Source organism: Actinokineospora spheciospongiae, from assembly GCF_000564855.1.
Classification (GTDB): Bacteria; Actinomycetota; Actinomycetes; order Mycobacteriales; family Pseudonocardiaceae; genus Actinokineospora; species Actinokineospora spheciospongiae.
Genome location: NZ_AYXG01000228.1, coordinates 26,032 through 39,578 on the forward strand (window position 1 = coordinate 26,032; position 13,547 = coordinate 39,578).

Sequence of the window (13,547 nt, forward strand, 5' to 3'; positions counted from 1 at the left end):
CTTCAGAGCTTCAGCAGCATCCTCGTGTTTCCCAGGGTGTTGGGCTTGACGTACTCCAGGTCCAGGAACTCCGCGACACCCTCGTCCATCGAGCGGCGCATCTCCTCGTAGACCTCCGGGCTGACCGGGGTGCCGTCGATCTCGACGAAGCCGTGCCGGGCGAAGAACTCGGTCTCGAAGGTCAGCACGAAGATCCGCGCCAGGCCCAGCTCGCGGGCGACCGCGATCAGCCGGTCGGCGAGCAGGTGCCCGACACCCCGGCCCAGCGCCTCGGGGCGCACGGCGATGGTGCGGATCTCGGCGATGTCCTCCCACAGGACGTGCAGCGCGCCGCAGCCCATCAGCTCGCCGTCGATCTCGACCACCCAGAACTCCTGGACGTCCTCGTACAGGGTCACCGTGGGCTTGGCGAGCAGGACCTTGCCGACGTAGGCGTCGATGATCTTCTTCATGGCCCGGACGTCGGTGGTCTTCGCCCTGCGCACAACCGGTCTCATCCCCGGGAATCTAGTCCCGCCCCTCCGGTCCGTCGCGCCGGGACCGGCACCGGCGCGCGACACCGTGTGGCACAGCACATCGCCCGATCGGCCCCGGCGGGGCAGGCTGGGGACCCCGGTCCGCCCGGCCGGGCGGGGAGTGGAGGAGCAGCGATGCGCCAGGCAGTCATCTGCGAGCCGGTCCGCACCGCGGTCGGCCGGTTCGGCGGTGTGTACACCGGTGTGCCGGTGACCGAGTTGGCCGCGACCGTCATCCGCGAACTGCTCGCGCGCACCGGCGTCGACCCGGCGCTGGTGGACGACGTCGTGTTCGGCCAGTGCCACCCCAACGGCGAGGCGCCCGCGCTGGGCCGGGTCGCCGCCCTCGACGCCGGGCTGCCGGTGGGGGTGCCCGGCACCCAGCTCGACCGGCGCTGCGGCTCCGGCCTGCAAGCGGTGCTCGACGCCGCCATGCGGGTGCAGACCGGCGCGGCCGACGTGGTGGTCGCGGGCGGCGCGGAGAACATGAGCCAGGTCGAGTTCTACTCCACGGCGATGCGCTGGGGCGTCAAGGGCACCGGCGTCGAGCTGCACGACCGGCTGGCCAGGGCGCGGGTGACCGCGGGCGGGGTGAACTTCCCGGTCGACGGCGGCATGGTCGAGACCGCGGAGAACCTGCGCCGCGAGTACCGCGTCTCCCGCACCGCGCAGGACGAGCTGTCCGCGCGGTCGCACCAGCGGGCCGTGGCCGCGATCGAGGCCGGGCGCTTCGCCGAGGAGATCGTGCCGGTGGCGGTGCCGGGCAAGCGCGGCAAGCCCGCCACCCCGGTCGACCGCGACGAGCACCCGCGCGCGGACACCACCACCGAGACCCTGGCCGGGCTCAAGCCGATCATGGGCAGGCAGGACCCGGGGGCCACCGTCACCGCGGGCAACGCCAGCGGCCAGAACGACGGCGCGGCGGCCTGCCTGGTCACCACCCCGGAGAGGGCCGCCGAGCTGGGCCTGCGCCCGCTGGCCAGGCTGGTGTCGTGGGCCGCCGCAGGCGTGCCACCGCACCTGATGGGGCTCGGCCCGGTGCCCGCCACCGCCAAGGCCCTCGACCGCGCGGGCCTCACCCTCGCCGACGTGGACCTGGTGGAGCTGAACGAGGCGTTCGCCGCCCAGGTCCTCGCCGTGGCCGCCGAGTGGGGGCTGACCGGCGCCGACTGGGACCGCGTCAACGTCAACGGCTCCGGGATCTCGTTGGGCCACCCGCTCGGCGCGACCGGCGTCCGCATCCTGACCACCATGTTGCGCGAGCTGGACCGCCGCGAGGGGCGGTACGCGCTGGAGACCATGTGCATCGGCGGCGGGCAGGGCCTGGCCGCGGTGTTCGAGCGGGTCTGAGACGCCGAGAGCCGCCCGGAGGGGCCGGGCGGCTCTCGGCGTGCGGTCAGCGGGTCACTTCATCCACGGGACCCAGACCGACCAGTCGTACCAGTCGGTGCCCGGCAGGGGCGGCCGCGTGGTGGTCGTGGCGGGCGGCCTGGTCGTGGTGGTCGGGGGCCGCGTCGTCGTGGGCGGCCGCGTGGTGGTCACCGGCGGCGGCGTCGCGGTCGGCGGCTTGGGGGCCGTGGTGACCGGGGGCTTCGGCGCGGTCGTGGTCGGCGGCTTGGGCGCGGTGGTGACCGGCGGGACCGGCAGCCCGGGGACCGGGACCTGCACGCCGGGGACCTGCACCCCGGTGCCCGGCACGGTGATCGGGGGAACCGCCACGCCACCGGTGCCGCCGGGGGTGTTGCCCGCCTGCGGGACCACGGTGGTGCCCGCGGCGGCCAGCGGCGCGACCGGGCCGCCGCCGCCCGCCAGGATGCTGCCGGGGCCGGGCGCCTGCGGGTTCGCCCCGGGCGGGGGGACGACCGCGGGCGGCTGGGTGACGCCCTCGGCGTAGGTGCCGACCCAGGCCAGCACCGACCGGACGTAGCTGTCGGAGTGGTTGTAGCGGAAGATCGCCCGCGCCTGCTGGGTCGGGTCGGACATGTCCGTGCCGCCCGCGCACAGGTAGCGGGCGGCGGACACGGCCGCGTCGTAGAGGTTGTTCGGGTCGGCCGTGCCGTCGCCGCTGCCGTCGGTGCCGTAGTAGGCCCAGGTGGCGGGGATGAACTGCATCGGGCCCACCGCGCGGTCCCAGGTGCGGTCGCCGTCCCAGCGGCCGTCGTCGGTGTCGGCGATCGCGGCGGTGTCGACGCCGTCGAGGACCGGGCCGAGGATCGGGGTCAGGGTGCGCCCGGAGGCGTCGACCGCCCCGGAGCCCGCGTGGCCGGACTCGATCCGGCCGATCGCGGCCAGCACGGTCCACTGGACCTTGCAGCCGGGCTGGGTGGCCGCGAGGAGCTGCTGGGCGCGGGCGTAGGCGCGCATGGCGACCTCGGGGATGCCCGCCTGGCTCAGGTCGATCCCGGCCTCGGGGCCGGGCGGCGGCACGGCCTGCGCGTCGGCGACGGCGGCGAGCACCTCGGGGCTCAGGTCGGAGTCGGCGGGCATCGAGCCGTCGACGGCGAGCACGCTCACCGAGGCCGACACCGGCACGGACAGCTCCGGCGGCACCGCGTCCACGCCGGACCCGGCCAGGCCGGGCAGCGGGACGCCGTCACCGGTGGAGACCACCAGCACGACCGCGACCGGGACGACCACCGCCGCCGCTGCCGGAATCCTGCGCTTCTTCCGGTGTTTACCTCTGCTGGACATGCCCTTGCCGCTCCCCTCCATGGTGAACCAGGACACTGTGCACCATCACAGCGCGTATTCGTAGTTCCGATCCAGTCACGCGCGGGAACCCGACCGTGTCCAATAGCTCACCCGATCGTATTTTGTTCTCCGCAGACAACTCCCAGCGGGAGTCGATCACCCCTCGCTTCGGAACCGCTCATCGCGGGCGGCAACCACGCCCCAGCAGCGCGCCCGCCCGTTGAGCACGCCCGATTCCCGCTCCCGGCGCGGGGATGGCACCATTGCCCCGACGGCCGGTGGCGTTGACCAACCCCAACGCCCCGGCCGTCCTCGTCACCCGGCGGTTACCCTTTGGTCGTGTCTTCTCCGTCCACGTCACGTCGTGTCGCCATGCTCACCCTCGGTTGTGCCCGCAACGAGGTCGACTCCGAAGAACTCGCGGGCAGGCTGTCGGGCGGTGGGTGGGAACTGGTCGACCTCGACGGCGGCGCCGACGCGAGCCCCGACGTGATCGTCGTCAACACGTGCGGGTTCGTGGAATCGGCGAAGAAGGACTCGGTCGACACCCTGCTCGCCGCCGCCGACACCGGGGCCAAGGTCGTCGCGGTCGGCTGCATGGCCGAGCGCTACGGCACCGAACTCGCCGACAGCCTCCCCGAGGCCAGCGCCGTGCTGGGCTTCGACCACTACCCGGACCTGGCCGAGCGCCTGGGCGAGGTGGTCGCGGGCCACGCCGTCGCCTCGCACGTGCCGGTCGACCGGCGCACCCTGCTGCCGATCAGCCCGGTCGAGCGCCAGGCCGCCTCGGCCGAGGTCGCCGTCCCCGGGCACGCCTGGGGGCCGCGGATCGAGCGCAAGCGCCTCGACGACGCCCCGGTGGCCTCCCTCAAGATCGCCTCCGGCTGCGACCGGCGCTGCTCGTTCTGCGCGATCCCCTCCTTCCGCGGCTCGTTCGTCTCCCGGCTGCCCGAGGAGATCCTCGCCGAGGGCGCCTGGCTGGCCGCCCAGGGCGTGCGCGAGGTGGTCCTGGTCAGCGAGAACTCCACCTCCTACGGCAAGGACCTCGGCCGCGAGCACGCCGGGGAGCGGGCGCTGGAGGCGGTGCTGACCGGCCTCGCGGCCATCCCCGGCATCGACCGCGTGCGGGTGTCCTACCTGCAACCCGCCGAGACCCGGCCCAACCTGGTCCGCGCCATCGCCACCACGCCCGGCGTCGCCGACTACTTCGACATGTCCTTCCAGCACTCCAGCGAGACCGTGCTGCGCCGGATGCGCCGCTTCGGCGACACCGAATCGTTCCTCAAGCTGGTCGGGCAGATCCGCGAGCACTCGCCAGCCGCGGGCATCCGCAGCAACGTCATCGTCGGCTTCCCCGGCGAGACCGAGGCCGACGTGGCCGAACTGGTCCGGTTCCTCACCGAGGCCCGGCTCGACGCGGTCGGCGTGTTCGGCTACTCCGACGAGGACGGCACCGAGGCGGAGAACCTCCCCGACAAGCTCGACGCCGACACCGTCGCCGCCCGGGTGGCCCGGATCTCGGCGCTGGCGGAGGAGCTGACCACCCAGCGCGCCGAGGAGCGGATCGGCTCCGAGGTCGTCGTGCTGGTCGAGCGCCCCGACTCCGAGGACGAGGACTGCGCGGGCCGCGCCGCCCACCAGGCCCCCGAGGTCGACGGCGAGTGCGTGTTCGTCAGCGGCGACTCCCTCGACGTCACCGACCTCGCCGTCGGCGACCTGGTCCGCGCGCGCGTGGTCGACTCCGAGGGCGTGGACCTGGTGGTCGAACCGCTCGAGGTGCTTCCGCGCGTCGCCCCGGACTCGCCGTGAGCGCCGCGGCGACCGGGGGCCCCGGGGAGGCGGTGGAGGGTCCGGAGTGCACCGAGTCACCCGCGGGCCCCGCCGACCTCGCCCAGCCGGTCGCCGCGGCCGTGCCGGAGCACCACGCGCCCGCCCTGCCGGAGCCGACGCAGGTCCCGGTGCTCAACATCGCCAACATGCTCACCGTGTCGCGGCTGCTGCTGGTGCCGGTGTTCCTGGCGGCGCTGTTCACCGAGGACGGCGCCGACACGTTCTGGCGGCTGGTCGCCTGGGCGATCTTCGCGGTCGCCTCGGTGACCGACCACATCGACGGCAGGCTGGCCCGCAAGCACGGGCTGATCACCGACTTCGGCAAGATCGCCGATCCGATCGCGGACAAGGCGCTCACCGGCTCGGCCCTGGTCGGGCTGAGCCTGCTCGGCGACCTGCCGTGGTGGGTCACCCTGGTGATCGCGGTCAGGGAGATCGGCGTCACGCTCCTGCGGTTCTGGGTGATCCGGCACGGGGTGATCCCGGCCAGCCGCGGCGGCAAGGCCAAGACGCTGGCCCAGGTCCTGGCGATCGGGCTGTTCCTGCTCCCGCTGCCCGCCCTGTTCGTCCCGTTCAACTGGACGGTCATGGGCATCGCGGTGGCGCTCACCGTGGTCACCGGCGTCGACTACGTCATCCGCGCGATCCGGCTGCGCGCCAGGGGCAAGCGCGCCCTGGTCACGTGACCGGGCTCGGCCTGCTGCCCGGCCTGCCCTCCGAGCCGGTGGCCGCGGTCGTCGCCGCGCTGCGCGCCCGGGGTGAGACGGTCGCCACCGCCGAGTCGCTGACCGGCGGCCTGCTGACCGCCGCGCTGACCAGCGTGGCGGGCTCCAGCGCCGTCGTCCGCGGCGGCCTCGTCGTCTACGCCACGGACCTGAAGGCGACCCTGGCCGACGTGGACGCCGACCTGCTCGCCGAGCGCGGGCCGGTGGACCCGGACGTCGCCGTCGCCCTCGCCGAGGGCGCGCGGCTGCGCTGCGCGGCCACCTACGGCGTCGGGCTCACCGGCGTCGCCGGGCCCGGCCCGCAGGACGGCAAGCCGGTCGGGACGGTGTACGCGGCACTGTCCGGACCGGACGGAACGCTGCTGTCGTCGCCGGTCGCGACGGGTGGCCGGGAAGAAGTTCGCTCGGTTGCCGTGCGTGCCGCCCTTGACCTGATCGCCCGTGCGGTCGGTACCCTTTCCGGGTGAGGACCCGTTCACTGTCGGTGGCGTTCCGCGCGCGACGCGTGTGGGACGCGGGCGTGGTACCCCGGGAACATTCCGGGTTCACCACTCGTTCGCTCTTGGCGGACTACCCGTGAAGTCGCTGCGCTGTGTCGGTGCCTCTCGGTAACGTTGTCTGTGTGACAGCCAGGTGCGGTTCCCGCTTCGACCGGGGGCGGCGCTCGGACTGAGGTCCCGAGGAAGGGAGGTGCGCGATGACCGTGCTGTTGCGCGAGGCGATCGGTGATCGGCTCCGACACGCCCGCACCAACCAGCAGCGCACGCTGCGGGAGGTCTCCCGCTCCGCGCGGGTCAGCCTGGGCTACCTCTCGGAAGTCGAGCGGGGCCGCAAGGAGGCGTCCAGCGAGCTGCTGGCGGCCATCTGCGACGCCCTGGAGCTGCCGCTGTCGGAGCTGCTGCACCACGTGGCGTCCGACATCGGCGCGCTGACCTCGGTGGAGGACGGCGTGCCGCAGCGGGTCGGCGCCGAGCCGGTGGAGGCCGTGGACGCCGCCAAGGGGCCCGCGGGTCCCCGCGCGTCGGCCGAGGGCGGCAGGCTGGTGCCCGCCGTCGTCGGCGAGAACCTGGCCGACCTGCGGTTGCAGCCCGTGCTCTCGCACCGGCTCGACACCACGCTGGGCGGCGCCAGGGCCGGGGCGGTCTTCGCCGCCTGACCTCCACCCCAGAGCACCGGCGCAGGCCCGGGCACCCGCACGCGGCGGGCGCCCGGGCCTGCGCCGCACCCGCCACGTCTCGGTTCGGCGTGGATTCCCGCGTTCGACCCGGCCGCGCGCCGATCATCGGGGACAATCGTCGGCGTGCCAGGACCGGGGCGACCCCGAGGTGGGCCCGTGTTCTCAGGGTGATCCCTGAATTACGCCGGGTCCGGTGGAACGGTCCCGGCGCACCTGACACGATGGAACGCACAGCCACGGTGGAACCCATGACGACGCCGGGACGTTGCCGTTTCGCGGACGACAGGTGCGCAGAGCGTGGCAGCGCTGAACCAGTGGACCGGCAGTACGAAGAAGGCAGGCGGAGGAGATGGCCAACCCGTTCGTGAAGTTCTGGAAGTACCTGATGGCGTCGTTCTCGTCGAAGATCGACGAGCACGCCGACCCGAAGGTGCAGATCCAGCAGGCCATCGAGGAGGCCCAGCGCCAGCACCAGGCCCTCTCGCAGCAGGCCGCCTCCGTGATCGGCAACCAGCGCCAACTGGAGATGAAGCTCAACCGCCAGCTCGGCGAGGTGGAGAAGCTCCAGTCCTCGGCCCGGCAGGCCCTGGTGCTCGCCGACGAGGCGCGGAGCAAGGGCGACGAGCAGAAGGCGACCCAGTTCGAGAACGCGGCGACCTCGTTCGCCACCCAGCTCGTGACCGCCGAGCAGGGCATCGAGGACCTCAAGACCCTGCACGACCAGGCCCTGCAAGCCGCCGCGCAGGCCAAGCAGGCCGTCGAGCGCAACGCCATGGTGCTGCAGAACAAGCTGGCCGAGCGCACCAAGCTGCTCAGCCAGCTCGAGCAGGCCAAGATGCAGGAGCAGGTCTCCAGGTCGCTCAACCAGATGAGCGAGCTGGCCGCGCCGGGCAACACCCCCTCCCTGGAGGAGGTCCGCGACAAGATCGAGAAGCGGTACACCACCGCCCTCGGTTCCGCGGAGCTGGCGCAGAACTCGGTGCAGGGCCGGATGATGGAGGTCCAGGCCTCCACCACCGAGATGGCGGGCCAGTCGCGGCTCGAGCAGATCCGCGCCTCGATGTCCGGCGGTGCCGTCGCCGGCCAGGTCACCGGTGGGCAGGCGGCGTCCGCGCCGACGGCCAACATCCAGAACGAGATCGCCCAGCGCGTCGCGCAGGAGCAGCGGGCGAACCCGCAGGCCGGGTCCTGACCCGCTGACGAGTCGATGAGGTGGACGATGGGGTCACGGAGGGACGAGCTGCGCAAGCTCGGCGGCGAGTTCGTCGACCGCCACCTCCGTGACCTCCGCCACCCACCGGCTCCGGGGACCGGCGAGGAGCGGGTCAGGGGGATCGGCGGCAGGGGGATCGGCAGCGGGGGGATCGGCAAGGAGATCACCCGCGGCCTCGGCCGCGAGATCAGCAGCGCCCTCCGCGAGCACGTGGGCGAGCAGATCCGCGGCGCGCTGTCCAACCGGCGCGACCCCAGGGCCAAGGCGCTGCGCGAGCGCAAGCGGGCCGCCGTGGTCGCCAAGGGCTGGGCGGGCACGACCGCGGCCACCGGGGTCGGTGCCGCCGTGGTCGAGGTGGCCGTCGCCGCCCCGGGGGCCAGCCTGCCGCTGCTGATCGGCGGCGCGGTCGTCTCCGGCATCGCCACCGCCTTCTCCGGGGTGAAGTCCTGGCGGCTGCACCGCGCGCCGCTGCCCGAGCCCGCGCCCGTCCCGGTGGCGCTGCCCGGCCGCTCGTCGGCCGCCCGCGAACCCATGCGCGCGCTGGGCGAAGCCCAGGACGCCCTCGCCGAACTGCTCACCCAGCTCAGCCGCGCCGCCCTGGTGCCGCCGGACTCCGTCGAGCACGCCCGGCAGTCCGGTGCCGAGGCCGCCGCCGCCCTGCACGGCGTCTCCGCCCAGCTCCAAGCGGTCGAGCGGGCCCGCGACCACGCCCCGGCCGCCGACCGGGCCCACCTCTCCGAGGGCGTCCGGGCGCTGCGCCGCCAGCTCGACGACGGCGTGGAGGGCTACCGCGGCCTGGTCTCCGCCGCGGGCCGCGCGCTCGCCGCCACCAGCACCTCCGCCCCCCGCGAGGGTCTGACCGACGCCTCCGACCGGCTCTCCGCCCTGGCCCTGGCCCTGCGCGACCTCGCGGGCTGATCAGCGCGCCCGAGCGGTGTCCGCACCCGCCCGGCGCAGCGCTGTCCCCCGCCCCAGCCCGCGGTGACGAGCCGTAGCGCACCCCGGCGGCGTCTGCGGCCCGGAGACCCGGCGCTGCGACCATCGGTGTGAACATCACGGTGTCGTATCGACTGATCGACTACGTGCTGTGGCACCATGCACGGCATCCGGTCGGGGGCACCGGGGGGTGGAGGGGCGAGTTGACGGTGTGGTCCGTGCACGGGGACGGTCGTCGCCTCCGTGACGGCGAGGTCGTCGCGCCCGACGAGCGGCTGAGCTGGCCGCTCACCATCGGCCTCGGCGTGCAGCACGTCGCCGCGATGTTCAGCGCGACGGTGCTGGTGCCCGCCCTCACCGGCTTCCCGGCCACCACCACGCTGCTGTTCTCCGGCCTGGGCACCCTGCTGTTCGTGGTGATCACCCGCAACCGCATCCCCAGCTACCTGGGCTCCTCCTTCGCCTTCGTCGCCCCGCTGGTCGCCGCCGTCAACGAGAGCCCAGCGGCCAAGCTGGGCGGGGTGCTGGTCGCCGGGCTGCTGCTGATCGGCGTCGGCATCGCGGTCAAGGCGCTCGGGGTGCGGCTGCTGGAGTCGGTCATGCCGCCGGTCGTCACCGGCGCGGTGGTCGTGATCATCGGTCTGAGCCTGGTCCCCAACGCCACCGACAACTTCGGCGAGCAGCCGCTGATCGCCCTGGTCACCGTGGCGGTCATCACCGGCTGCACGGTCGTCGCGCGCGGCCTGCTCTCGCGGGTGTCGATCCTCGCCGGCGTGCTCGCGGGCTGGATCACCGCGGCCGTCGCGGGCGGCATCGACCCGGACAAGGCCGAGCGGCTGGGCGCCTCGGCCTGGCTGGGGCTCCCCGAGCTGCAGAGCCCGCAGTTCCGGCCGACGGTGATCCTGGTCGTCATCCCGGTCGTGCTGGTGCTGGTCGCGGAGAACGTCGGGCACGTCAAGGCGGTCGCCGCCGTCACCGGCCGCAACCTCGACGGCAGCGTGGGCGACGCGCTCATCGCCAACGGCCTGGCCACCGCGCTGGCGGGCGCGGGCGGCGGCTCCGGCACCACCACCTACGCCGAGAACATCGGCGTCATGGCCGCCACCAGGGTGTACTCCACCGCCACCTACGTGGTGGCGGCCGCGGCGTCGGTGCTGCTGTCGCTGAGCCCGAAGTTCGGCGCGCTGATCGACACCGTGCCCGCGGGCGTGCTCGGCGGGGCGTCGGTGCTGCTCTACGGGATGATCGCCCTGGTCGGCGTGCGGATCTGGCAGGAGAACCGGGTCGACTTCGCCGAGCCGGTCAACCTGGCCGTGGTGGCCGTCGCGGTGGCCGCGGGCGTCGGCAACCTGACCGTCACCCTCGGCGGGATGACCGTCGACGGCATCGGCTGGGGTTCGATCGCGGTGGTCGCCGCGCACCCGCTGCTGCGCTGGCTGCGCCGCCGCGGTCGCGGCGGCGGCAGCGACCTCAGCGCCCGTCGACCGCGCGGTTGACCGCCCGCACCAGCGGCGGACCGGAGTAGACGAACCCGCTGTAGAGCTGCACCAGGCTGGCGCCCGCGTCGAACATCCGCAGCGCGTCGTCGGTCCGCATGATCCCGCCGACGCCGATCACCGGCAGCGCCCCGCCGGTCTCCGCGGTGACGAACGACACGACCTCCCGCGCCCGCTCGGTCAGCGGCCGACCGCTCAGCCCGCCCGCCTCGTCCTCGCCCGCCCGCACGTCGGCGGGGTCCAGCCCGCCGCGCCCGAGCGTGGTGTTGGTGGCGATCAACCCGGCCACCCTGTGGTCGGCGCAAACCTGGAGCACCTCCGCGACCGCGTGGTCGGTGAGGTCCGGCGCGATCTTCACCAGCAGCGGGGTCGGCGGCAGCGCGTCGGCCAGCGCCAGCGTCTCCCGGCGCAGCTCGCCCACCAGCTCGTCGAGCTGCGCCCGGTCCTGGAGCCCGCGCAGGCCCGGGGTGTTGGGGGAGCTGACGTTGACGGCGAAGTAGTCGGCGAACCCGTGCAGGGCGCGCAGCGAGTACCGGTAGTCCTCGACGGCCTCGGCCACGGGGGTGACCTTCGACTTGCCGATGCTGATGCCCAGGGGGATGCCCGGCGGGCCGAGCTCGCGCAGCGTCGCGGCGAGCGCGTCGGCGCCGTGGTTGTTGAACCCCATCCGGTTGATGATCGCCTCGCTGGCGACCAGCCTGCGCAGCCGCGGCTTCGGGTTGCCCGGCTGCGGGTGCCGGGTGACCGTGCCCACCTCGACGAACCCGAACCCCATCCCGCGCCACGCCCGCAGCGCCACCCCGCGCTTGTCCATCCCCGCGCCCAACCCCACCGCGCCGGGGAACCGCACGCCGAAGACGGTGCGCTCGCGCCGGGGGCCGAACACCTTCGCCAGCGCGTCCACGGCCGGGGGAACCGCGCCGAGCCTGCCCAGGCCGTTGAGCACCCGTTCGTGGGCGGTTTCGGGGTCGCCCCCGCCGAGGCGGAACAGGACGGTGCGCGCGAGCTGCCGGTAGACCACGCGGTCATCGTGTCACGGTGGATGATGGTCCCCGTGACCGACGCCGACGACCTCTACGCGCTCCCCCGGGAGGAGTTCGTCGCCGCCCGCCGCGCCCTGGCCCGCGCGGCGAAGGCCGAGGGCGACCCCGCCCGCGCGGCCGAGATCGAGCGCCTGGCCAAGCCCACCACGGCGGCCTGGCTGGTCAACCGCCTCGTCCGCGACCACCCGGACTCGGTCACCGACCTGCTCGACCTGGGCGCCGACCTGCGCGCGGCGCACGCGGGCGGCTCCGGCGCGCAACTGCGCGCGCTGACCAGGCGCCGCACCGAACTCTTGGCCGACCTGGTGCGCACGGCCGCCGACGGCGCGTCGCCCAGCGAGCCGGTCACCCGCGAGCTGGAGGACATGTTCACCGCCGCTCTCACCGACGAGGCCGCGGCGGCCCGGTTGGCCGAGGGCCGGGTAACCAGTGCCAAGGACTTCGCCGTCACCGAGGTCTGGCCCGGCCTGTCGATCGCCCCACCACCTGGGAAGGGCCGCTCCGCACCGGCCAAGGCCGCACCGACGCCCACCGACAAGGCAGCCCTCAAGGCGGCCCGCGCCGCGGTCAAGGAAGCCGAGTCCACCCGCGCCGACGCCGACCGCGCGGCAACCGAGGCCGAGCAGGCCATCACCGCGGCCGAGGACCGCGTCCGCGAGCTGAACGCCGAACTCGACGCGGCCGAACACGCCGAACTCGCCGCCCGCCGCGCCCTCCAGGTCGCCCGCCGCGAGGCCAAGGCCGCCGAACGAGCCGCGGGCCAGGCCTGGCGCCGCCTCCGCCAGGTCGAGGGCACCGACGCCACCGAAGACTGATCGCCTTGCGGAAGACCCGACCCGTGCCGCACCGGGAAGGCCCGGGGCTGCGGGTCGGAGAATCCGGCGGCCGGATGGCGCGGAAGCCGCCTCGAAGCAGGAGTGCCCAGGACAGGGCACAGCCCCCGGGCTGGCTCCCTCTCCCACGCCGAAGCGCGGAGGAGGGCCCGGGACGGACTACCCCGGGGGCCCGAGGGCTGGGTGACTGCCTGGTATTCGCCGACCACGCGCCGCGCCTACGGCACCGGGAGGACCCGGTGTCTGCCGTGGGCGGAGCCGGCAACCATCGTTGATGGGTGGTCCTTAGCGGACAGCCACCTCACGCGTCCTACTGGAATACACCGGTGGACCACCTCCTCTCTCGTGTAACTCAAATCTACGTCTCCGCGCCGCCAGCGACAACGTTTTTTCCACTCACCCGTTCGGGGGATGCTAGGGTGATCGACCATATACAGAGCGTGTGTGAATATCACTCACTGAGCTGATGGTCGACACTGCGGTGGTCGAGGGGGACGAGGGTGCGCGCTGCGCTGAGCAGGTCGGGTCGGGTGGCCCTCGGAGCGGTGGTCGGAGCGGCGGCGGCGGCCGTGCTCTACGAGGGCATCGCCGCCGAACCCGCCCAGGCCGACCTGCCCGCCTCCCGCCCCGCCGCCGAGGTCGCCCCGGAGCCGATCCCGGCGAACCCCACCGGCGGACCCACGATCCAGGTCGTCACCTCGGTGTCGGTGGTCACCACCCCAGCCGTCCCCGGCTCGACAACAACGACCACGCCCAACGCCGCCACCACCACGACGTCGTCGTCTTCGGCCACCCAGGCCCCGCCACCACCCCCGGTGACAACGACCACCACCAAGGTGGCCACCACCACCCCACCACCGCCCCCGGCGACCACCACCACGTTCAAGCCCCCACCCCCGCCCCCACCACCCCCGCCGCCGATCACCACGACGACGAACAAGCCCTGCGGCCTGCTCTGGTGCTGACCACCGGCTGAACCCGGCCACCAGCCACCGCGAACCCCACCGGCGCAGCGGCCCAACCGACCGCCCCGAAAACCGCCGGCCCGGCGAGCGAACTGCCCGGGTGGGTGGATGTGTTTGGCCGGG

At 74.0% G+C, this 13,547-nt stretch carries 13 protein-coding genes; 10 read left to right on the forward strand and 3 right to left on the reverse strand.

Annotated elements, in window-relative coordinates:
* Positions 1 to 2: 2 nt before the first annotated feature.
* Positions 3 to 497 (reverse strand): amino-acid N-acetyltransferase, encoded by a 495-nt coding sequence (locus UO65_RS29185; RefSeq protein WP_084176358.1) that lies wholly within the window; start codon positions 495 to 497, stop codon positions 3 to 5.
* A 153-nt stretch (positions 498 to 650) separates the two neighbouring features.
* Between UO65_RS29185 and UO65_RS29190 the strand changes: the two genes are divergently transcribed.
* Entirely contained in the window at positions 651 to 1,865 is a 1,215-nt protein-coding gene (locus UO65_RS29190) for an acetyl-CoA C-acetyltransferase (RefSeq protein WP_035288912.1), read from the forward strand.
* A 54-nt stretch (positions 1,866 to 1,919) separates the two neighbouring features.
* Here UO65_RS29190 and UO65_RS29195 read toward each other — a convergent pair whose 3' ends face one another.
* The gene (locus UO65_RS29195) at positions 1,920 to 3,242 is read right to left on the reverse strand and encodes a lytic transglycosylase domain-containing protein (protein ID WP_152552334.1); all 1,323 of its coding nucleotides are present in this window, start codon (positions 3,240 to 3,242) and stop codon (positions 1,920 to 1,922) included.
* Positions 3,243 to 3,545: 303 nt separating this feature from the next.
* On the opposite strand from UO65_RS29195, the gene rimO reads away from it, so the two are divergent.
* From rimO to UO65_RS29230, 7 genes are all read left to right on the forward strand, one after another.
* Entirely contained in the window at positions 3,546 to 5,015 is a 1,470-nt protein-coding gene (gene rimO, locus UO65_RS29200) for a 30S ribosomal protein S12 methylthiotransferase RimO (protein WP_035288951.1), read from the forward strand.
* A 167-nt stretch (positions 5,016 to 5,182) separates the two neighbouring features.
* Positions 5,183 to 5,722 (forward strand): CDP-diacylglycerol--glycerol-3-phosphate 3-phosphatidyltransferase, encoded by a 540-nt coding sequence (gene pgsA / locus UO65_RS29205; RefSeq protein ID WP_084176362.1) that lies wholly within the window; start codon positions 5,183 to 5,185, stop codon positions 5,720 to 5,722.
* On the forward strand, positions 5,719 to 6,228 hold the full coding sequence (locus UO65_RS29210; protein WP_084176359.1) for a CinA family protein: 510 nt from the start codon (positions 5,719 to 5,721) through the stop codon (positions 6,226 to 6,228). The genes pgsA and UO65_RS29210 overlap by 4 nt, the downstream gene beginning before the upstream one ends.
* Before the next feature lie 230 nt (positions 6,229 to 6,458).
* On the forward strand, positions 6,459 to 6,917 hold the full coding sequence (locus UO65_RS29215; RefSeq protein ID WP_035288915.1) for a helix-turn-helix domain-containing protein: 459 nt from the start codon (positions 6,459 to 6,461) through the stop codon (positions 6,915 to 6,917).
* Positions 6,918 to 7,287: 370 nt separating this feature from the next.
* On the forward strand, positions 7,288 to 8,130 hold the full coding sequence (locus UO65_RS29220) for a PspA/IM30 family protein (RefSeq protein WP_035288917.1): 843 nt from the start codon (positions 7,288 to 7,290) through the stop codon (positions 8,128 to 8,130).
* Positions 8,131 to 8,157: 27 nt separating this feature from the next.
* Entirely contained in the window at positions 8,158 to 9,069 is a 912-nt protein-coding gene (pspM, locus tag UO65_RS29225) for a phage shock envelope stress response protein PspM (RefSeq protein WP_052021928.1), read from the forward strand.
* Positions 9,070 to 9,296: 227 nt separating this feature from the next.
* Positions 9,297 to 10,583: a uracil-xanthine permease family protein gene (locus UO65_RS29230; protein WP_324608988.1), complete on the forward strand. Its 1,287-nt coding sequence runs from the start codon at positions 9,297 to 9,299 to the stop codon at positions 10,581 to 10,583.
* Here UO65_RS29230 and UO65_RS29235 read toward each other — a convergent pair.
* Positions 10,558 to 11,604 (reverse strand): quinone-dependent dihydroorotate dehydrogenase, encoded by a 1,047-nt coding sequence (locus UO65_RS29235; protein ID WP_035288922.1) that lies wholly within the window; start codon positions 11,602 to 11,604, stop codon positions 10,558 to 10,560. The genes UO65_RS29230 and UO65_RS29235 overlap by 26 nt on opposite strands.
* Positions 11,605 to 11,637: 33 nt before the next feature.
* Between UO65_RS29235 and UO65_RS36345 the strand changes: the two genes are divergently transcribed.
* Both UO65_RS36345 and UO65_RS37060 read left to right on the forward strand, forming a co-directional pair.
* Positions 11,638 to 12,441, forward strand: a complete 804-nt coding sequence (locus UO65_RS36345; RefSeq protein ID WP_052021929.1) for a hypothetical protein — start codon at positions 11,638 to 11,640, stop codon at positions 12,439 to 12,441.
* 518 nt (positions 12,442 to 12,959) lie between these two features.
* Complete coding sequence (locus UO65_RS37060; RefSeq protein ID WP_161784534.1) at positions 12,960 to 13,424, forward strand: hypothetical protein; 465 nt, start codon at positions 12,960 to 12,962, stop codon at positions 13,422 to 13,424.
* The last annotated feature ends 123 nt before the right edge of the window (positions 13,425 to 13,547 follow it).